This window comes from Curvibacter lanceolatus ATCC 14669 (assembly GCF_000381265.1).
GTDB classification, from domain to species: domain Bacteria; phylum Pseudomonadota; class Gammaproteobacteria; order Burkholderiales; family Burkholderiaceae_C; genus Curvibacter; species Curvibacter lanceolatus.
Window position 1 is genome coordinate 139642 of the sequence record NZ_KB906263.1, and the last position, 18881, is coordinate 158522.

The 18881-nt window shown below is 68.1% G+C and carries 13 protein-coding genes; 3 read left to right on the forward strand and 10 right to left on the reverse strand.

Translation table 11 applies throughout. From position 1 onward, the window contains the following. Positions 1-61: 61 nt before the first annotated feature. From F624_RS0119245 to F624_RS0119290, 10 genes are all read right to left on the reverse strand, one after another. Positions 62-1525 carry an efflux transporter outer membrane subunit gene (locus tag F624_RS0119245; protein ID WP_245573682.1) on the reverse strand — a complete coding sequence of 488 codons (1464 nt, stop codon included), beginning with the start codon at positions 1523-1525 and terminating at the stop codon, positions 62-64. Further along, positions 1522-4671, reverse strand: coding sequence for a multidrug efflux RND transporter permease subunit (locus F624_RS0119250; RefSeq protein ID WP_019575978.1), 3150 nt, complete (start codon positions 4669-4671; stop codon positions 1522-1524). Before F624_RS0119250 ends, F624_RS0119245 begins: the two co-directional genes overlap by 4 nt. Positions 4672-5476: 805 nt before the next feature. After that, positions 5477-8554: an MdtB/MuxB family multidrug efflux RND transporter permease subunit gene (locus tag F624_RS0119255; RefSeq protein WP_019575979.1), complete on the reverse strand. Its 3078-nt coding sequence runs from the start codon at positions 8552-8554 to the stop codon at positions 5477-5479. A 53-nt stretch (positions 8555-8607) separates the two neighbouring features. Beyond that, positions 8608-10248, reverse strand: coding sequence for an MdtA/MuxA family multidrug efflux RND transporter periplasmic adaptor subunit (locus F624_RS0119260; RefSeq protein ID WP_019575980.1), 1641 nt, complete (start codon positions 10246-10248; stop codon positions 8608-8610). Positions 10249-10348: 100 nt separating this feature from the next. Next, entirely contained in the window at positions 10349-10822 is a 474-nt protein-coding gene (locus F624_RS0119265) for a MarR family winged helix-turn-helix transcriptional regulator (RefSeq protein ID WP_031255575.1), read from the reverse strand. 177 nt (positions 10823-10999) lie between these two features. Then, entirely contained in the window at positions 11000-11194 is a 195-nt protein-coding gene (locus tag F624_RS0119270; RefSeq protein WP_019575982.1) for a DUF2905 domain-containing protein, read from the reverse strand. Further along, positions 11191-12015 carry a sterol desaturase family protein gene (locus F624_RS0119275; RefSeq protein ID WP_051107460.1) on the reverse strand — a complete coding sequence of 275 codons (825 nt, stop codon included), beginning with the start codon at positions 12013-12015 and terminating at the stop codon, positions 11191-11193. Before F624_RS0119275 ends, F624_RS0119270 begins: the two co-directional genes overlap by 4 nt. Before the next feature lie 110 nt (positions 12016-12125). Continuing rightward, on the reverse strand, positions 12126-13544 hold the full coding sequence (locus F624_RS0119280; RefSeq protein ID WP_031255579.1) for an ATP-binding protein: 1419 nt from the start codon (positions 13542-13544) through the stop codon (positions 12126-12128). A gap of 3 nt (positions 13545-13547) precedes the next feature. Then, positions 13548-14204 carry a response regulator gene (locus F624_RS0119285; protein ID WP_019575985.1) on the reverse strand — a complete coding sequence of 219 codons (657 nt, stop codon included), beginning with the start codon at positions 14202-14204 and terminating at the stop codon, positions 13548-13550. 54 nt (positions 14205-14258) lie between these two features. Next, positions 14259-15371, reverse strand: a complete 1113-nt coding sequence (locus F624_RS0119290; RefSeq protein WP_019575986.1) for a class I SAM-dependent methyltransferase — start codon at positions 15369-15371, stop codon at positions 14259-14261. A gap of 107 nt (positions 15372-15478) precedes the next feature. Between F624_RS0119290 and F624_RS0119295 the strand changes: the two genes are divergently transcribed. From F624_RS0119295 to F624_RS0119305, 3 genes are all read left to right on the forward strand, one after another. Then, positions 15479-16261, forward strand: coding sequence for an SDR family oxidoreductase (locus F624_RS0119295; protein WP_019575987.1), 783 nt, complete (start codon positions 15479-15481; stop codon positions 16259-16261). A 26-nt stretch (positions 16262-16287) separates the two neighbouring features. Further along, the gene (locus F624_RS0119300; RefSeq protein WP_019575988.1) at positions 16288-16662 is read left to right on the forward strand and encodes a dihydroneopterin aldolase; all 375 of its coding nucleotides are present in this window, start codon (positions 16288-16290) and stop codon (positions 16660-16662) included. Positions 16663-17139: 477 nt separating this feature from the next. Then, positions 17140-18744 carry an LTA synthase family protein gene (locus F624_RS0119305; RefSeq protein ID WP_169426658.1) on the forward strand — a complete coding sequence of 535 codons (1605 nt, stop codon included), beginning with the start codon at positions 17140-17142 and terminating at the stop codon, positions 18742-18744. Positions 18745-18881: the final 137 nt, after the last annotated feature.

Genomic DNA, 18881 nt, shown 5'->3' on the forward strand with positions numbered 1-18881 from the left:
TGATTTTGAAAGCAAATCGCGCCCAGGGTTCCTGCTCGTCGTGTAAAGAAAATCGGGCCCGTCAGCGCTGGGCCGTGGCCGGCGAGGCCAGCGGCGCATCCCAGCGCCCAGCCGCATTCTTGAGCAACTGCCCCACCGCCAGCAACTGGCGGTTCTTCACGCTGGTCAACGTGTTTTCGGCGCTCAAGGCGGTGGATTGGGCGCTGATCACGTTGAGATAGCTCACCGTGCCGGCCTTGTACTGGTTCTCGGTGATGGTCAGGGCGCGCTGGGCGGCCTCCAGGGCCTCGGCCTGCACGGCGGCCTCGTCGCGCAGGGAGGCCACGGCCACCAGGTTGTCTTCCACTTCCTGGAAGGCGGTCAGCACCACCTGGCGGTAATTGGCCGCAGCCTGGTCCACCGCGGCCAGGGCCTGGTTGGTGACGGCCTCGCGCCCACCCGCATCGAACAAGGCCAGGGCCAGGCTGGGGCCCAGCGACCAGAAGCGGTGCGGCAGGCTGGTCAGGTCGGCCCACTGGTTGGCCCGGTAGCCGGCGCTGGCCGACAAGGTCAGCGCCGGGAAGAAGGCGGCCTTGGTCACGCCCACCTGGGCGTTGGCCGCCGCCACGCGGCGCTCGGCCGCCGCGATGTCGGGGCGGCGCTGCAGCAGGTTGGCTGGCAACAGTTGTGGGGCCTCGGGCAGCCGGGGCAGGCGGGCCGTCACCGGCAGGCTGAAGTTGGCCGGCACCTCGCCCAGCAGCACGGCAATGGCATGCTCCAGCTGGCTGCGCTGCAGGCGCAGCTCGATCAGCTGAGCCTGCGCCGATTTGAGCTGGGTCTGGGCCTGGGCCACATCGGCCGACGAGGCCACACCGGCGCCATAGCGGTTGCGCGTGAGCTGCAGCGACTTGTCATAGGCGGCCACCGCCCGGCCCACCGACTCGGCCTGGGCCTCGGTGCTGCGCAGCGAAAAATAGCTTTGTGCCAGCGAGATCTGCACCGACAGGCGCGCGGCCAGCAGATCGTCGCGGCTGGCCTGCAACTGGGCACCGGCCACATCGACGGCCCCAGCCAGGCGGCCCCACAGGTCGGCGTCCCAGCTGGCGTTGGCCGAGGCCGACACGATGTTGACCGGGCTGGCCGAGGTGCTGGTGCCGGTGCTGCTGGTGGTGCCGCTGCGGCTGCGCGTCTCGCCCAGGCTGCCGGTGACCGTGGGGTAGCGCGCCGCGCGGCTGGAGGCCAGGCTGGCCTCGGCCGTGCGCAGCTGCGCCAGCACGGTCTGCAGGTTCTGGTTGTTCACCAGCACCCGGGCCTGCAGGCCCGTCAGCACGGGGTCGTCGAACTGCAGCCACCAGTCGTCCGGCACATCGGGGCTGGCGGCGCGGGCATCCTGCCAGGCGGCTTCGCGGAAGGCCGGCGCCGTGGCCACTTCAGGGCGCTGGTAGACCGGTGCCTGCGAGCAGGCCCCCAGGGCCAGCAACAGCGCCAGCGCGGCAGGCCGGCGCAGGGAGCCCGACGACAGGTGAAGCGAAGAGAAACACATCATGGGGCAGCACTTTCAACAGACGGGGCCGGTCGCGGCAGGGCGCGGGCGGCAGCGGTAGCCGCAGTGGCACGGCGGCGCGCCAGGCGCTGGCGCAGGCGGTCCATGCAGACAAAGACCACCGGCGTGGTGTAGAGCGTGAGCAGCTGGCTGAACAGCAGGCCGCCCACGATGGCGATGCCCAGTGGGCGGCGCAGCTCGGCACCATCGCCCGCGCCCAGCGCCAGCGGCACCGCGCCAAAGATGGCCGCCACCGTGGTCATCAGAATGGGGCGCACGCGCAGCTGGCAGGCGCGGTAGATGGCCTGTGCGGCGCTCACGTGGGCCCCGGCCTCGGCCGCCTGACGCTGCCGCGTGATGGCAAAGTCGATCATCATGATGGCGTTCTTTTTCACGATGCCGATCAGCAGGATGACCCCGATCAGCGCAATGATGGAGAACTCGGTGTCGGTCAGCATCAGCGCCAGCAAGGCCCCCACCCCGGCCGAAGGCAGGGTGGAGAGAATCGTCACCGGGTGGATCAGGTCCTCGTACAGGATGCCCAGCACCAGGTAGATGGTGATCAGCGCGGCCAGGATCAGCAAGGGCTGGCTGGCCATGGACTTCTGGAACGCCCCCGCCGTGCCGCCGAACGAGCCGCGCACGCTGACCGGCACGCCCAGCGCCGCCACGGCGCTGTTCACCGCATCGGTGGCCTGCGACAGGGACACCCCGGGCGCCAGCGCAAAGCTGATGGTGGTGTCGGGCGCGCCGGCCTCGTGCGTGACCGACAGCGGGGTGTTGGTCAGCTCCACCCGGGCAAAGGCCGACAGCGGCACCTGCGCCCCGCTGCTGCTGGTGAAGCGCAGTTGCAGCAGCGACTCGGGCGACTGCTGGTACTCGGGCGCCAGCTCCATCACCACGCGGTACTGGTTGAGAGGGTTGTAGATCACCCCCACCTGGCGCTGCCCGAAGGCATCGTTGAGCGTGGTGTCGATGGCCGCCAGGCTCAGGCCCAGGCGGCTGGCCGCATCGCGGTCGATCACCAGCGAGTTCTGCAAGCCCTTTTCCTGCATGTCGGAGTTCACGTCCACCAGCTCGGGCAGTTGCATGATGGCGCGCCGGATCGGGGGCTCCCAGGCGCGCAGATCCTCCAGCGTGTCGGCCAGCAAGGTGTATTCGTACTGCGAGTTGGAGCCGCGCGCGCCGATGCGGATGTCCTGCACCGGCACCATGAACAGGTTGGCGCCCGGCTCTTTGGCCAGCTTGCCACGCAAGCGGGCCACCACCTGATCCGCGCTCACGCCGCGCTCGGCCAACGGCTTGAGCGAGATGAACATCGAGGCCGTGTTGCGCTGCTCGCCGCCGGTGAAACCGCTCACGGCCTCCACCGCCGGGTCGCTGCGCACAATGCCCATGAAACGGTCCAGCCGACGCTGCATGGCCTGGAAAGAGGTGGCCTGGTCGGCCCGGATGTTGCCGACGATGCGGCCCGTGTCCTGCTGCGGGAAAAAGCCCTTGGGTACCTCGCGGTACAGGTACACGTTCAGCCCCACCACGCCGGCCAGCAGCAGCAGGGTGATCGGCTGCCAGCGCATGGCCAGCGCCAGCGTGCGCCGGTAGGCCCGCTGCGAGCCCCGCCGCACCCGCAGGCCCAGGCGCGCCCAGCGCCCGGGCCGGGCCACCGGCGCATGGGGCTTGAGCAGCACCGAGCACATCATGGGGGTGGTGCTGAGCGACACCACCATGGACACCAGGATGGCCACCGACAACACCACCGCGAACTCGCGGAACAGCCGCCCCACCACGCCGCCCATGAGCAGCACCGGGATGAACACCGCGATCAGCGACAGGCTGATCGACACCACCGTGAAGCCGATCTCGCGGCTGCCGGCCAGCGCGGCCTGCAGCGGCGTCTTGCCGCGCTCGATGTGGCGCGAGATGTTCTCCAGCACCACGATGGCGTCGTCCACCACAAAGCCCGTGGCCACCGTGAGCGCCATCAGCGAGAGGTTGTCCAGGCTGTAGCCGCACAGGTACATGACGCCGAAGGTGCCGGCCAGCGAGGCCGGCACGGCCACGCTGGGGATCAGGGCCGAGCGCAGGTGGCGCAAAAAGACGAAGACCACCAGGATCACCAGGCCCACCGAGATGGCCAGCGAGCGCTCCACCTCGCGCAGCGAGGCGCGGATGGTGGGGGTGCGGTCCACCGCCACCTCCAGGTCGATGGCCGTCGGGATCGAGGCGCGCAGCTGCGGCAGCAGCGAGCGCACCTCGTCCACGGTCTGGATGATGTTGGCGCCGGGCTGCTTGAACAGGATCAGCAAAATGGCCGGCTTGCCATCGGCCACGCCGTAGTTGCGCACGTCCTGCACCGAGTCGATGACCTGGCCCACGTCGCGCAGGCGGATCGCGTTGCCATTGGCATAGCGCAGCACCACGGGCGCGTATTCAGCAGCGCTGAAGGCCTGGTCGTTGGCGCCGATCTGCCAGTTGCGGGCACCGTCTTCCACATTGCCCTTGGGCCGGTTGGTGTTGGTGGCCACCAGGGCCGCACGCACGTTGTCGATGGCAATGCCACTGGCGGCCAGCCGCCCCGGGTCCAGCTCGACCCGCACCGCCGGCAGGGCCCCGCCGCCCACCACCACCTGGCCGATGCCATTGACCTGGGCCAGGCGCTGCGCCAGCACGGTGGAGGCCGCGTCGTACATCTGGTCGCGCGCCAGCACGTCCGAGGTCATGGACAGGATCAGGATGGGCGAATCGGCCGGGTTCACCTTGCGGTAGGTGGGGTTGCTGGGCAGGCCTGTGGGCAGCAAGGCCCGCGAGGCATTGATGGCGGCCTGCACATCGCGCGCGGCGCCGTTGATGTCGCGATCGAGGTCGAACTGCAGCGTGACGCGCGTGTTGCCCAGCGACGATGACGAGGTGATCTCGGACACCCCCGCGATGCTGCCCAACGCCCGCTCCAGCGGCGTGGCCACGGTGGTGGCCATGGTCTCGGGGCTGGCCCCGGGCAGGCTGGCCGACACCGAGATGGTGGGGAAGTCGACCTGCGGCAAGGGGGCCACGGGCAGCATGAAGAAGGCGATGAGGCCGGCCAGCACGATGCCCATCGTGATGAGGGTGGTCGCGATGGGGCGGCGGATGAATGGTTCGGAGAAGTTCATGTTTTGAGCCTCTCTGGGGTGTGCTGGGGGCACGGCTGGTGTGGCGGCCAGTCGTGGTGGTGCCTTGTCCACTTGTTGTGGGTTCTTTGTTGCCGCTGCGCTCGATGGCTTTTGCTCTTCGTTTGAGGGCGGAGGCCGGGGGTTCGTCCCGGCAGCCGAGGCACTTTTCTTTGCTTCGCCAAAGCAAAGTACCCAAAAGAAAGGCGACCCGAAGTCAGGGCCACTTCGTGGTTCCCTGCGCTGCTCGCGCCAGGTGGGGTCTCGCTAAACTCGCTGCGCTCAGACAGACGCGAGCCCTTATCCACCTGGCACTCCGCTGCTCGGCCCTGCCCCACGGGGCAAGCGGGTACGGGATCGGGCGGGCTTGCGAACGCACTGGCGAAATCAGTCGCACCTGTGCATCCAGCGGCGCTGGTGTCTATCTTTTTGATGTGCCGGGCAGAGCACTTGCCCCCCACCGCGCTGCTACGCAGCCGCGCCCTCCGATTGAAACAAAGCGGCGCCGCTGCGCAGCAGCAGCCGTCGGCTCCCGCTCCCCACCTCCCGTCGGGCACGGCGAGCAGCGCAAACTTGGGCGGATAAAGGGCTCGCGTCTGTTTGAGCGCAGCGAGTTTAGCGAGACCCCGCCCAAGTTGAGCAGCGCAGCGCACCCTGCGCAGCAGGGCGTGCACGTCGGGTCGCCTTTCTTTGCTTACTTTCTTTGGCGAGACAAAGAAAGTGAGGCGCCCGCCGGGGCGCAATCCCGGCCTCCGCCCTGAAACCAACAGCAGAACGAACAGAGCGCAGCGGCGCAAACGAACAGCGCTCATGCCGACGCCTCCCGCCACCGCCGAGCCAACCCAGCAAACGCCAGATAGATCACCGGCGTGGTGAACAAGGTCAGCATCTGACTGACGATCAGCCCCCCCACCATCGTCACCCCCAAGGGATGCCGCAGCTCACTCCCGGTACCCGTGCCCAGCATCAGGGGCAAGGCGCCCAACAAGGCGGCCAGGGTGGTCATCAGGATGGGCCGGAAGCGCAGCAGGCAGGCCTGGTAGATGGCGTCCCGCGGCGCCAGGCCCTGCTCGCGCTCGGCCTCCAGGGCGAAGTCGATCATCATGATCGCGTTCTTCTTCACGATGCCGATCAAAAGCACGATGCCGATGATGGCGATGATGCCCAGGTCCAGCCGGGCCGCCAGCAGGGCCAGCAGAGCGCCCACCCCGGCCGAGGGCAGGGTCGACAGGATGGTCACCGGGTGGATGTAGCTCTCATACAGCACGCCCAGCACGATGTACATCGTCACCACCGCGGCCAGGATCAGCAGCAAGGTGTTGGTCAGCGAGGCCTGGAAGGCCAGGGCCGCGCCCTGGAAGCCGCTTTCCACGCTGGCCGGCAAGTCCATGGCCGCCTGCTCGGCCTTGATGGCCTCCACCGCCTCGCCCAGCGAGGCCCCGGGCCCGGCGTTGAACGAGATCGTCACCGAGGGGATCTGCCCCGCGTGGTTGACCGCCAGCGACACCGGGCGCTCGCTCACCCGCGCCACCGTGCTCAGCGGCACCACCCCGCCCGCACTGGTGGGCACGTACAGGCGCGACAGCGCCTGCGGGCCCAGCTTGTCGGCCGGTTTGACCTCCAGCACCACACGGTACTGCGTGGTCTGGGTGAAGATGGTCGAAATCAGGCGCTGGCCGTAGGCGTCGTACAGCACGGCGTCGATGCTGGCCACCGTCACGCCCAGGCGGCCGGCGGCGTCGCGGTCGATGTCGACCCAAGCCTGCAGGCCCTGGTCTTGCAGGTCGGTGGCCACGTCGGCCAGCTCGGGGCGCTTCTTCAGGCGCTCCACCAGATCGCGGGCCACGCGGGTCAGCTCGTCGATGTTGGGCGACGACAGCATGAACTGGTACTGCGTGCGCGCCACCCGGTCTTCGATGGTCAGGTCCTGCACCGGCTGCATGTACAACGCGATGCCTGGCACGGCCTTCAGGTTCGCCGTCAGGCGCCGGATCACCTCGCTGGCCGTCACATCGCGCTCTTCACGCGGCTTCAGGTTGATCAGCATGCGGCCCGCATTGAGCGTGGCATTGGCCCCGTCCACCCCGATGAAGGACGACAGGCTGGCCACCGCCGGGTCTTTCAGCACCTGCTCGGCCAGGGCCTGCTGGCGCTCGGCCATGGCCGCGAACGAGGTGTCTTGCGAGGCCTCGGTGATGCCCTGGATGACCCCGGTGTCCTGCACCGGGAAAAAGCCCTTGGGCACCCACAGGTAGAGCAGCGCGGTCAGCCCCAGCGTGGCGGCAAAGGCCAGCAGGGTCAGGGCCTGGCGGTCCAACACCCAGCCCAGCATGCGGCCGTAGCCGGCGATCATGCGGTCGAAGAAACGGCCCGTGGCCTGGTACAGGCGGCCATGACTTTCCTCGGGGGTGTGGCGCAACACGCGCGCGCACAGCATGGGCGTGAGCGTGAGCGAGACCACGGCCGAGATCAGGATGGACACCGCCAGCGTGATGGCAAATTCATGGAACAGGCGCCCCACCACATCGGCCATGAACAAGAGCGGGATCAGCACCGCGATCAGCGAGATGGTCAGCGAGATGATGGTGAAACCGATCTGCTTGCTGCCCTTCAGGGCCGCCTCCAGCGGGCTCTCGCCCTCTTCCACATAGCGCGCGATGTTCTCGATCATCACGATGGCGTCGTCCACCACAAAGCCGGTGGCGATCGTGAGCGCCATCAGCGTGAGGTTGTTGATCGAAAAGCCGGCCAGGTACATCACCCCGAAGGTGCCCACCAGCGACAGCGGCACCGCCACCGCCGGGATCAGGGTGGCCGACACGCTGCGCAGGAACACGAAGATCACCATCACCACCAGGGCCACGGCCAGGGCCAGCTCGAACTGAACATCGTCCACCGAGGCACGGATGGTGGTGGTGCGGTCGGTCAGCACCTGCACCTCAACCGAGGCGGGCAGTGTGGCCTTGAGCTGCGGCAGCAGGGCCTTGATGCGGTCCACCGTCTCGATCACATTGGCGCCGGGCTGGCGCTGCACGTTCAGGATCACGCCGGGCTGCAGATCGGCCCAGGCGGCCAGGCGCAGGTTTTCGGCGTCGTCGACCACGGCGGCAATGTCCTTGAGGCGGATCGGGTTGCCGTTCTTGTAGGCCAGGATCAGCTGGGCGTACTCACGCGCTGATTTGAGCTGGTCGTTGGCGTCCACAGTCGAAGCACGCGAGTAACCGTCGAAGCTGCCCTTGGCCTGGTTCACGTTGGCCGCGGTGATGGTGGTGCGCACATCTTCCAGCGTGAGGCCGGCCGCGGCCAGCACCGCCGGGTCGGCCTGGATGCGCACGGCCGGGCGCCGCCCGCCCGCGATGCCCACCATGCCCACACCGGCCACCTGCGAGATCTTCTGCGCCACGCGCGACTCGACCAGGTCGTGCACCCGGATCACCGGCAGCGTGGGCGAGGTGATGGCCAGGGTCAGGATGGGGGCGTCGGCCGGGTTCACCTTGCTGTAGGTGGGCGGCATAGGCAGGTCGCTGGGCAGCAGGTTGCTGCCGGCATTGATGGCCGCCTGCACCTGCTGCTCGGCCACGTCCAGCGTGACGTCGAGCGTGAAGCGCAGCGTGATCACCGAGGCCCCGCCCGAGCTGGTGGACGACATCTGCGACAGCCCCGGCATCTGGCCGAACTGGCGCTCCAGCGGCGCGGTGATGGACGAGGTGACCACATCAGGGCTGGCGCCCGGGTACAGGGTGGTGACCTGGATGGTAGGGTAGTCGACCTCGGGCAGGGCCGACAGCGGCAGCAGGCGATAGGCCAGCAGGCCGACCAGCAACAGGGCCACCATCAGCAAGGAGGTGGCCACCGGCCGCAGGATGAAAAGGCGCGACAGGTTCATGCGGCGGCGCTCCAGCGCAAGGCCGGTTCCGGCAGGCTCAGACGGTTCATGGCTCAGCCCCCGCTTTCGCGCTGCTGGCGGCGCTCACGCAGCTTTTGCAAGTAGGCGCGACGCTCTTCGGGCGGCATGGCCTTGAGCTTTTCGACCAGCTCGGGCGGCAAGGCGTCCATCCAGCGCGGGCGGGCTTCGCCCTCGGCGCTGGTGCCTGCGGAGGTGGCGGAGGATGCGGCTGCCGATGCAGTGGTCGGGGCGGCCGCCTCAGCCTTGGGGGATGCAGCGGGGGCACCGGTCTTGCCCTGGGCCGGGGTTGCCGCAGGCTTTCCAGCACCCGCATCGGGGCTAGCGGCGGCGCCCGCTGGGGCCCCAGAGGGCGCGCCGGCACCGGGCCGGTTGCCGCGCTTGGCTTCGATGACCTCCACCTTCGCGCCCTCGCGCAGGCGGTCGGCCCCGTCGGTGACCAGGCGGTCACCGGGCTCGACCTCACCCTCGATGGCCACCCAGTCGCCATCCACCGCGCCGGTGCTGACCTTGCGCAGGGTGACGGTGCCATCCTCCTTCACCAGGTACACAAAGGTGCCCATGCTGCCGCGCTGGATCGCATTGTTGGGTGCCACCAGGGCGTTGGGCAGGGTGTCGAGTTGCAGCCGGATGTTGACGAACTGGTTCGGGAACAGCGTGCCGTCGGCATTGGGGAACTCGGCCTTGAGCTTGATGGTGCCGGTGGTGGTGTCGATGGCGTTGTCGGTGGTCAGCACCCGGCCCTGGGCCAGGCGACGGCGTTGCTCGCGGTCCCAGGCCTCCACGCCCAGCACACCGCCCTTGGCCTGCAGGCGCTGGTTGATCTGCGGCAGGTAGGCCTCGGGCACGGCAAACACCACGGCGATCGGCTGGGTCTGGGTGATGGTGACCAGGCCGGTGGTGTCACTGGCGTGCACGATGTTGCCCAGGTCGACCTGACGCAGGCCCAGGCGGCCGCTGATGGGCGCCGTCACCCGGGTGTACGAGAGTTGCAGCCGGGCGTTGTCCACCTGGGCCTGGTCCGACAACACCGTGCCCTTGAGCTGGCCCACCAGGGCTTCCTGGGTGTCCACCTGCTGCTTGGCGATCGAGTCCTTGGCCAGCAGGTCGCGGTAGCGCGCCAGGTCCAGTTCGGCGTTCTTCAGCTGCGCGGCATCGCGCTGCAGCTGGCCCTGCATCTGGGCCAGCGCCACCTCGTAGGCACGGGGGTCGATCTCGGCCAGCAGATCACCGGCCTTCACCTGCTGCCCCTCGCGGAACAGGATGCGGCGCAGCTCACCGTCGACGCGCGCCCGCACGGTGGCGGTGTTGAGCGCCGTGATGGTGCCGATGGCATTCACCGACACCCGCAGGTCCTGCCGCTTGGCGGCTCGGGCCGACACCGGCTGAGGGCGGTTGCCGGCGCCAAAGCGACGTGCACCGGCGCCCGGCCCGCCAGGAGCGCCCGGAGCACCGGCGGCAGCCCCCTCGGCCCCGCCCTCAGGGGCCGTGGCGCCCTGCTTCTTCCAGTACCAGGCGCCGCCCGCGCCCAGGCCCAGCAGCAGGATCAACAGCCCGACCCAGCCCGCACGGGAGCGGCGCCGCGGCGGTGGCACGCTGGCGGCCGGGGTCGGCAAAGGGGCCGCAGACACGGGGGACAGGGCACTGGGTTCGGAGTGGGCGTTGGGGTCGGTCATGGAAGATCAGCCAAGGTTCGGGGCAGGCCCGGTGCAAAAGGGAATGGAAGCCATGCCGCCCATCGGAGGCACAGACAGCAAGTGGGGATGACGCCGGCGCTCATTCGCTGAGATGGGCACGAAAGCCTCCGGTGGCGCTGAGCGCGTGTTCCAGCTGGTCCAGCAGGCCGCAGGCACGCTGCAACAGGGCCAGCTCATCGGCAGGCAGGGCTTCCAGGTGGGCGGCCATGGCCTGCTCGGCCGCCTCCACCGCGGCCCGCAGGCCCGCCACACCGGCGGGGGTCAGGGCCAGCAGCGAGCGGCGCCCGTCGGCCGGATCGTCGGAGCGGCGCACCCAGCCCTCGGCCTCCAGCTCGGCGATCAGGCGGGTCAGCGACTGCAGGCGCACGCCTTCGCCACGGGCCAGCTCGGTCGGGCTCATGGCGCCCTGGCGGCCCAGCCGGCTGAGCACGCTGAGCTTGAGCGTGCCCATGCCTTCGGCCTCCAGCCCGGGGCGCAGACGGCGCGCCAGCTGCAGCACGCTGGCACGCAGTTGCACCGCACATTGAAGAGGAGACAGGACAGGGGAACTCATGCCAACACCCACGATCACCTTGATTACCAAGCTTTGACTTGGCAATTATGGTAAGCGTTTTCTTACAAACACAAGTCAGAAAAACCCCGCAGAAGCTGCAAGGCCGAGCGCGCATCTTAGGGAAGGGGCCCCGGCCGATGGGCAGGGGCGGGGCTCTTTTACGCGGAATTTACCTGCTCACAGCCAGCGTGCCGCGACGCTGAGCGCCAGGCTCAGCACCACGGTCGAGGCGAGCGGAATCGACCATTCGCGGCCGAACAGGCGAAAGCGGAAGTCGCCCGGCAGGCGACCGAAGCCCAGGCGCTGCAACCAGGGCGTGATGCCACTGATGAGCACCAGCACCAGAAAGACGACGATGAACCAGCGGATCATGCCGCTGAGTGTAGAGCCTGTTCCGTGTCTCCCTCGGGTCGGGCGGCAGTCACCGCGTCAAAACGGGCCAGGTAGTGCGCTTGCTCGGTGCCGCACCAGCGGTCCCACCAGGTGAACCACAGCCCGTAATTGCCACGGCCGTTCTCGTGGTGCATGTGGTGGTGGGTGGTGGTGGTGAAGTGCCGGCCCAGCCAGTGACGGGCAAAGCCGCTGGGCAGGGTCTCGATGGACAGATGACCATGGGCGTTGCGGATGATCTGGTGCAGCGAAAACACCAGCAGCACCCCGCCGTGCACGGGCACGGCCCACAGGATCAGGGGGGTGATCAAGCCATTGATCAAGGCCTCGACCGGGTGGAAGGCATAGGCCGCCCAGGGCGAGGGGTTGCGCGAGCGGTGGTGCACCCCGTGAAAGCGGCGAAACAGCCAGCGCGAATGCAGCAGCCGATGCGTCCAGTAGAAATAGGCATCGTGAAACACCAGCATCAGCGGCAGGCTGAGCCAAAACCAGGCCCAGCCGTATTGGTCGGGCTGCCGGTAGATCACGAACTGGCCGTTCCAGATCAGGGCCACCACGCCCAGGCTGACGCCGGCGAACACCGCCATCGACAGCAGCGAGTAGACGATCTCGCGCCTCAGATCGCCGCGGCGCGGCCAGCCTGAGATGACGCGGTGCGCCAGGCGCCGGCGCAGCAGGCCGTGCACCCCACCCCACAGCAGCAGGGCCACAAGCAAGTAGCGCCCGGCCTCCACCAGGTAGCTGCCCGCCCACACCTGCAGCAGCAGGCGGCTGCTGTCGGCATCCATGCCCGGAAAATTCATATCGGCTCCTTGTTCAGCGTGTCATGCGGCGGTCTGCGAAGGCTTGAGCCTCACCAGCGCCACCGGTCTGAATCAATTCTGCCCAGCGCCACCTTGGGCCCAGCTGAAGATCAGACTTGGCGTGGCAAAGCCGGCAGGCGAACCTCAAAGCCGACGCCCGCCCCCGCAAGGCCTGGCCCCAGGCGGGCGTCGCCGCCCAGCGAGCGTGCCGCCTGGCGCACGATGGCCAGGCCCAGGCCGGCACCACCCGCTCCGCCGGCCTGCTGGCCCCGGCCCCGCACAAAGCGCTCGAAGATCTGGGACTGCTCGGCCTGCGCGATGCCCGGCCCGTCGTCGCGCACCGCCAGGGCCAGCGCGCCGTCCGCTTGCAGGGCCAACGTGACCTGCACCCGCCCACCACGGCGTGCGCCATAACGCAAGGCGTTGTCGAGCAGGTTGTCGAGCATCGATTGCCAGGCGCTGGCCGGCCGCGGCCAGGCCAGGCTGTCGGGGCTGTCCAGGTCCAGCTCCACCCCGGCGGCCAGGGCACGCGGGCTGAAGGCGGCCAGGCTCTGCCGGCACAGCTCGGCCACATCGACCCGTGCCGCATCGGGCACCGGCCTGGCCTCGTCCAGGGCGGCCAGCACCAGCAGTTGCTGGGTCAGGTGCGAGGCGCGCTCGATGGCCTGCTGCAAGCCGGCGTGCGCGGCCTGGCGCTCGGCCTCGCTGTCGGCCTGCAGCAGCCAATGGGCCTGGGCAGCCATCACGGCCATCGGGGTGCGCAATTCGTGGGCCGTGTCCTGCAGGCGGGCGCGCTCCAGGGCCAGGCGCTCACGCAGGCGGCCCAGCACCGCGTTGAAGGCCACGCCCACGGTGCGGATCTCGGTGTAGCGCTCGTCCACCACCAGGGGCGACAGGTCATCCCCCCGGGCTTGCTGCAGCTGGGCGCTGAGCTGGCTCAAGGGCCGCAGGCCGCGCCACACCACCAGCACCACGGGCAACAGCGCAAACGGAAAGGCGATCAGCAGGTTGGGCAGCAGGTCGCTGGCGATCCAGGCCAGGGCCGTGCTGTCGGCCAGGCCCACGGTGGCCAGGCGCAGCGACCAGCGCGCGTCGTCCACCTGGGCCACCCAGTACAGGCGGCCCTGCAAGGTCTGCTCCTGCACCCGGCCGGGTTGTCCCAGCAGGGCCTGCTCGCCGAGGGCCGCGCTGGCATACAGGCGCTGCCCGCCCTCGCGGGCGCGCAGCTCCAGCCACAGCGGCGCCAGCGCGTGGCCCTGGTTGCTGGCCGGGTCGGCGCGTGAGGCGTTCAGCATGATGTCGGCCGTGGCCGCCACGGTGGCGGCGTCGGCCGGCTGCTCGATGATGCGCAGGCCCTGCACCATCACCTGGGCCAACTTGAGCAAGGCCGCATGGTCGCTGACCGAGTGTTTGAAGCGAGCGTAGTTGTAGCCTGTGAGCACCAGCTGCACCAGCACAAAAGCCAGGCCCAGGGCCAGCATCAGGCGGCGCATCAAGGAAACGGGCTGGGTGGGTCGGCGCGTGCCCACGGCTCAGGCCTTCAACAGGTAGCCCACACCGCGCACGGTGTGGATGCGCTCAGGCCCCAGCTTGCGGCGCAGGTTGAACACATGCACCTCCAGCGCATTGAAGTCGATGGCTTCGCCCAGCGGCTCCAGGCGCTGGGCCAGAAAACCCTTGGGCACCACCGCGCCGGGCTCGCGGGCCAGTTCGAGCAGCAGCTTGAACTCGCGCGGGGTCAGCTCCAGCGGCTGGCCTTCCAGGCGGGCCACATGGGCCCGCGGCTCCAGGGTGAGCGGCCCCACGGTCCAGACTTCGCTGGCTTGGCGGGCGTAGCGGCGCAGCACCGCGCGGATGCGCGAGATCAGCTCGGCCGGGGCAAAGGGCTTGACCAGGAAGTCGTCGGCGCCGCCGTCCAGCCCCTCCAGCCGGTCTTGCAGGGCCGAGCGCGCCGTGATCACGATCACCGGCACCGCACTGGCCTGGCGCCGCCACTGCGCCAGCAGCTGCAAGCCGTCGCCATCGGGCAGGCTGAGGTCCAGGAGCACGCAGTCGACCCAGGCGTGGTCGACCACCGCTGGCGCATCGGCCACGCGGCGCAACCACTCGCAGCTGAAACCCTCCAGCTTGAGTGCGGCCTGCAGGGCGCGGCCCAGGTCCAGGTCATCTTCGATCAGCAGCAGGTGCATGGCGGCAAGGGTGACACAGACAAGCTTGGCGCTGGCTTAAGGCCCTTCAGACCCTCAGAGCCGGTGCGTGCGATCACCGCGGGCAAAGCCCAAGGGCTGCCAGTCGGCCCCGCGGCCCAGGGCGATGACCTTGAAGAACTCGCCCATCTCGTGCTCGGTGATGAGCTTGAGCGTCATGCTGCGCACGCCCAGGTCGTCGGCGGGCATCAGCTCCAGCAGGCCGCAGTTGATCAGAAAGTGGGCCTGGGTGGTGTAGCCCAGCACATCCAGCCCCGACTCCTGCGCCGCCAGCGCGATGCCCGTGAAGTTGACGTGGGCGGTGATGTCCTTCAGGCCCGGGTCGGCCAGGGGGTCGCTGTCGGCGCGGTGGCCGCGGTGGCACATCACCGTGCCCATGTGGCGCTGCGGGTGGTAGTACTCGCTCTCGCCAAAGCCGTAGTCAATCAAGAAGATCGCGCCGCACTCCAGGTGGTCCGACAGGGTGCGCACAAAGGCCTCGCCCTGGGGGTGGATCTCGGTCAGGTAGTCGTGCGGGCCCTCGATGTCCAGCGGCGGGCGCAGTTCGGTCGGGCGGTCGGCCCACACCAATTGGCCTTGCTGCACCGCCACGCCGCGCTCATGCCAGGCCCCGCTCACGCGGGCCAACAGTTGCACCGGCATGGCGTCCAGCACCTCGTTGCCCACCACCACGCCGCTGAAGCGCTCGGGCAGTTCGGTGGCCCAGTGCACCCGGTCGCCAAAGGCGGCCAGGGCTTGCCGCTGGCGCTCGCGCAGGCTGCCCGACAGGTCGACGATGGTGTAGCGGCGCACCCGCTCGCCCAAAGCCGTCAACAGCTGCAGCGCCAGCGCGCCTGAGCCGGCGCCGAACTCCCACAGCTCATCGGTGCTGGTGGCCTCCAGCGCCTGCGCCAGTTGTTTAGCAAGGGCCTGGCCAAACAGCGGCGACATCTCGGGCGCGGTGACAAAGTCGCTGCCCGAGCCCGGCAGGGTGCCGAACTTGCGGCTGTCGTTGGCGTAATAGCCCAGGCCGGGGGTGTAGAGGGCGGCCGCCATGAAGGCGTCAAAGCCCAGCCAGCCGCCAGCCGCCTCGATGTCGCGCTGCAGGCGGCTCAGCAAGGGGTTGTCGGTCGACGCATCGGCTGCGAGGGGGAAATCTGTGGGGGACATGGGGTTCGTGCTCACCCGCTTATTGTCCATGCTCAGGGCCCCCGTTCGCTTCGCCCCAATGCCCCTGAGGTGTGCAGGGCGCGGTGGCGGCGTGGACAATCGCCCCCATGACCGAAGCAAGTGTTGAATCCGTCGAACTGCCGCGCACCGTGCTGATCACGGGCGCCGCCCGGCGCCTGGGCCGCGACATGGCGCTGGACCTGGCCCGCCACGGCTGGCGCGTGGCCGTGCATTACCGCCACTCGCAGGCCGATGCCGAGGCCACCGCGCAGGACTGCGCCGCCCTCACCCCCGGCGCCACCGCCTTTGGTGCCGATCTGCAGGACGAGGCCGCCGTGCGCGACCTGGTGCCCCGCGTGGTGGCGGCCCTGGGGCGGCTCGATGCGGTGGTCAACAGCGCCTCGCTGTTCGAACACGACGACGTGGGCACCTTCAGCTTTACCGCCCTGGAGCAGCACCTGCGCAGCAATGCCGGCGCCCCCATCCTGCTGGCCCAGGCCCTGCATCAGCATTTGCAAACGCGCCAGGCCCAGGGGGCGGTGGTCAACCTGCTGGACCAGAAGCTCTGGAACCAGAACCCCGACTTCCTCAGCTACACCCTGTCCAAAGCCGCCCTGGAGGCCGCCAACACCATGCTGGCCCACGCGCTGGCCCCGCGCCTGCGCCTGGTGGGCGTGGCCCCCGGGCTGACCCTGACCAGCCACATGCTGAGCGACGAGAAATTTCAGCAACTGCACAGGCTGTCGCCGCTGGGGCGATCGTCCTCCAGTGCCGACGTGGCCGCCACGGTACGATTCGCGCTGGAAAACGCCTCCATCACCGGCACCACGCTGCTGGTGGACGGCGGCCAGCACCTGATGCGCTTCGAGCGCGACTTTTCGCTCATGTGAATGAGCCCTTACATCGCCATTTCACCATGAGCTACAACACCAAAGGCACCCAGATCCTGACCCTGAGCGGCCTGCGCTTCGACGCCAACCTGGGCATCCTGGAGCACGAAAAGACCAGCCCCCAGCCGATCCAGGTCGATGCCGAACTCAACCTGGGTACCCAGCCCCTGCTGCCCACCGACGACGACATCCACCATGTGCTCGACTACCGCAAGGTGCGCCAGATCATCATCAACGAGTGCACCGCCGAACACGTCAACCTGCTGGAGAGCCTGATCGGCAAGCTGGCCCACCGCCTGATGCAACTGCCCGGCGTGCTGGGCGTGCGCGTGAAGATCGCCAAGCTGGAGATCTTTGAAGACTGCGAAGTGGCGATCCGGGTGGAGACGGGGCATTGGTGAGCCCTGACGGGCCCATGATGGCCACGAAACATTTGGTAAACATTCATTACGGAATGATGACAAGCAACGCCTGAGTATTTGAAAATCATCTCCTAGACTCGATTTCATACGACCGGTCGTCGACACGGAGCCCCCCTGCCCGGCGAATCGCTTGTGCGAATCAAGAGCTGTCAGGGAGAAAAAATGTTCACAGGTCTTCAAGTTGCTCGCCTGAAACGCGGGGGCTTGGCTTTGCTGCTTCTGCTTTCCAAGCCCATCGTGGCGGGTTGGTGTGAGTTGCGCGCTCGAATGCGGGCTTTCGCCTGGGTGTTTCTTTGCGGAAGCTTCTGGGCCATGTCCTGGATGCGCCTGCAACTGGTCAACCGGACGGTTGGCGACTACTCGGGCTGCCCGAGCCATTGCTTTGATGGGGTGGTCTTTGGCAGCGACGCCTTGATCTTCGCGATTCTGCTGGCCCTGGTGGGCCTGTCCTGGCTGATGCCGCGCCTGATCCGTACCGTGCTGGCGATGGCGGGCGTGCTGCTGATCGTCTGCTTCGCCGTCGACATTGCCGTCTTCGACCTGCTCAACAATCGGCTCAACCTGCCCGACATCCTGCGTTATGCCGGACATGTCCGGCTCAACAGCACGGTGGCCCTGCCCACATTCAGCTCAGCCCGCTCTGTCGCACTGCTCTGCTTGACGGGCCTGACCGGCTTGTCCTTGGTGGTGCTCACCTGGAGGCGCACGCCTGGCGCCTCGCGGGCATCCGGTCTGTGGCCCATCCTGGTGGTCCCTCTGCTGCTGGGGATGCACGAGGAGGCCGATGAAGTCGGACACATCGCGGCCAACAATTACCGCGATCTGATCACCATCAACCTGCCCAGCGGGGAAGACCAAGCCTATTCCGCAGCGTTGCACAACACACTCGAGCACGCCGCCGCCCCGCCGAGCACCTGCCTGGCCCCCACCCGATCCCCACACCCTCGACCGGTGATCCTGCTGGTGGTCGAATCGCTGTCGCTGTACCACAGCCAAGTCATGTCGGGGCTGGGCCACGAATTGCCACAACTGGACGAACTGGCCCAGAAATACAGCTACATCGAATCGTTCTACGCCAACGGATTCACCACTGACGGCGGACTGATCGCCTTGTTGACGGGTCACGTACCGCTGCCCACCGTTCACCGATACCAGAGTTTCAACGCCTATGAAGGCTTCGAGAATGACAGGCATCAGGCCTTCAAGCAGTTGCGTGCTGCTGGCATCTCGACCTGGTACTTCAGAACCGCCGACCTCGGCTTTCTCAACACGGGCGCCTGGCTGCGTCACCTGGGCTTCGACCACGTCGAGGGGCCCGAGAACGCTTTCTATCAAGGTTTGCCACGCGGGTCTTTCAATGAACCTGGAGACCATGCCTTGTATCAGCGCTTTCTGCATTGGTACGCAAACGAGCGGGACAACGACCGCTTCTTCGCCGTGCTCCAGACCACCACCACCCACCCGCCGTTCCGAATTCCGGGCCAACCCGGTCACAACGAAAACAACGCTTTTCGCTATGCCGATCAAGAGATCGGGCAATTTGTGCGAACGCTGGAGCAACAGCACTTTTTTGACCGGGGGCTGCTGGTCATCACCGGTGACCATCGCAGCATGACGGTCCGTCGACCGGGCGAACAAGCCCTCCTGGGCACGGAGGCACCGGCGCGCATCCCTGCGGTCCTGCTGGGGGCTGAGTTCAGGCAAGGCGGCCCGCTGCCGGGGCGTTGGCAGCAAACCGATTTCCTGCCCTCGCTGCTGGCAGCCAACGGCCTTCGCTCTTGCACCGATGCCTTCACCGGGCGCTTCCTCGGCTCACCCGTTGAACCCGAGGTGATTCTGCACGCCCAGGGTCTGGCCCGTGACCGGGTGCTGGTCAGGTTGCGCGGCCAGGATGAGCCGCTGGAAATCGAACTCGATGGCGATCAAACCCATTGGGTCAACCCGCCACCCAGCGAACCCCTGGATGTGGTTCAGGAAATCAACCGTCAGCGGGCGATGCGCCCCGATGCCCCGGAAAATTTCACCGAAAACCTGCTCCGGTGGTACGGGCTGACATCATGAACTGGCCTGTCCATGCCCCGCGGCTCACCCGTGACGGTCTGCACCCCATTGGCAATGGGTCGCCGGGTTCGACAGGCCGCGAGCACCCTGCGCTCGACCCAACGCCTCAGGCTGTGTGTTGGAAAGGAAAGCGCGAT

Coding starts and splice junctions, on each gene's coding strand:
- F624_RS0119250 (WP_019575978.1), bottom strand. CDS start 4,671: ATGAACTTCTCCGAACCATTCATCCGCCGCCCCATCGCGACCACCCTC.
- F624_RS0119290 (WP_019575986.1), bottom strand. CDS start 15,371: ATGTCCCCCACAGATTTCCCCCTCGCAGCCGATGCGTCGACCGACAAC.
- F624_RS0119260 (WP_019575980.1), bottom strand. CDS start 10,248: ATGACCGACCCCAACGCCCACTCCGAACCCAGTGCCCTGTCCCCCGTG.
- F624_RS0119265 (WP_031255575.1), bottom strand. CDS start 10,822: ATGAGTTCCCCTGTCCTGTCTCCTCTTCAATGTGCGGTGCAACTGCGT.
- F624_RS0119270 (WP_019575982.1), bottom strand. CDS start 11,194: ATGATCCGCTGGTTCATCGTCGTCTTTCTGGTGCTGGTGCTCATCAGT.
- F624_RS0119285 (WP_019575985.1), bottom strand. CDS start 14,204: ATGCACCTGCTGCTGATCGAAGATGACCTGGACCTGGGCCGCGCCCTG.
- F624_RS0119295 (WP_019575987.1), top strand. CDS start 15,479: ATGACCGAAGCAAGTGTTGAATCCGTCGAACTGCCGCGCACCGTGCTG.
- F624_RS0119275 (WP_051107460.1), bottom strand. CDS start 12,015: ATGAATTTTCCGGGCATGGATGCCGACAGCAGCCGCCTGCTGCTGCAG.
- F624_RS0119245 (WP_245573682.1), bottom strand. CDS start 1,525: ATGATGTGTTTCTCTTCGCTTCACCTGTCGTCGGGCTCCCTGCGCCGG.
- F624_RS0119300 (WP_019575988.1), top strand. CDS start 16,288: ATGAGCTACAACACCAAAGGCACCCAGATCCTGACCCTGAGCGGCCTG.
- F624_RS0119305 (WP_169426658.1), top strand. CDS start 17,140: ATGCCGCGCCTGATCCGTACCGTGCTGGCGATGGCGGGCGTGCTGCTG.
- F624_RS0119255 (WP_019575979.1), bottom strand. CDS start 8,554: ATGAACCTGTCGCGCCTTTTCATCCTGCGGCCGGTGGCCACCTCCTTG.